The organism is Kineococcus indalonis (genome assembly GCF_009906395.1).
In the GTDB taxonomy this organism is placed as follows: Bacteria; Actinomycetota; Actinomycetes; order Actinomycetales; family Kineococcaceae; genus Kineococcus; species Kineococcus indalonis.
On record NZ_JAAALM010001037.1, the window covers coordinates 1 to 413 of the forward strand.

Annotated in this window: 1 pseudogene; it reads left to right on the forward strand. The window is 83.1% G+C overall.

Going from position 1 to position 413, the window contains the following annotated elements:
- A pseudogene (locus GTR00_RS22585) lies at positions 1-413 on the forward strand (hypothetical protein); the annotation flags it as partial.

Below are 413 nucleotides of genomic sequence, written 5' to 3' on the forward strand. Positions count from 1 at the left end.
GGCGTGGGACTGGGTGGAGCTGCTGCCGCACGCCCTGCCCTCGGCCACGCCCCTGGCCGACCTCGCGGCCGAGGTGGAGCGCCGCGCCCGCGCCCGCACCGGTCGCGGCGGCACCGCGGTCCCCGGCGGCGGCGGGGGGCCCCGCGCCCTGGTGCTGCTCGTCGACGGCGCGGCCGACCTGCGCACGGACGCGGACCTGGCGCGGGTGCTGCGCGCGGGCACCGCCGAGGGCGTGCACGTGCTGTGCCTGGACACCGAGCGCACGCGCCTGCCGGCGGAGTGCGCCGGCGTGCTGGAGCTCGCGGCGGACGGCTCCGGCGACGCGGTGCTGCACGCGGGCGGTGCGGCCACGGCGGTGACCGCCGACGCGGTGGCGCCCGGGTGGGCCGGGGAGCTGGCGCGGGCGCTGGCGC